We start from the raw sequence: 487 nt of genomic DNA, 5'->3' as shown, positions 1-487 counted from the left end.
CGCCAGCTCACCGGTCACGTTCGAGACCACCGGAATCACCGGCGCGTGATACGTCAACGCCCCCGCCACCGCCCGGAACTCCTCCAGCACCGGATCCATGTGCGGCGAGTGGAAAGCATGACTCACCCTCAACTCCGTGACCTTGCGACCCTTTCCCCTCCACCGCTCCGCCACCTCCAGCACCGCATCCCGGTCACCCGAGACCACCGTGCTGTCCGGCGCATTCACCGCCGCGACCACCACACCCTCCACCAGAGCGGACGCCACCTCCTCCTCCGACGCCCGCACCGCACACATCGCACCACCACCAGGCGCCGCCTGCATCAACCGCGCCCTCGCACCCACCAGCACACACGCATCCACCAGATCCAGAACACCCGCCACATGCGCAGCCGCAACCTCCCCCACCGAATGCCCCATCACAAAATCCGGCCGCAGACCCCACGACTCCACCAACCGGAAAAGCGCCACCTCGAAAGCGAACAGC

1 protein-coding gene is annotated in these 487 nt (G+C 67.1%); it reads right to left on the bottom strand.

Features of this window, described 5'->3' with window-relative positions:
• Nucleotides 1-487, bottom strand: a 487-nt coding sequence (locus IH54_RS41075; RefSeq protein ID WP_043183695.1) for an acyltransferase domain-containing protein, incomplete at both ends; no start/stop codon positions are given.

It is taken from the genome of Streptomyces sp. NRRL F-5123 (genome assembly GCF_000721495.1).
Taxonomy (GTDB): Bacteria; Actinomycetota; Actinomycetes; order Streptomycetales; family Streptomycetaceae; genus Actinacidiphila.
This window is presented reverse-complemented; position numbering and strand designations above follow the sequence as displayed.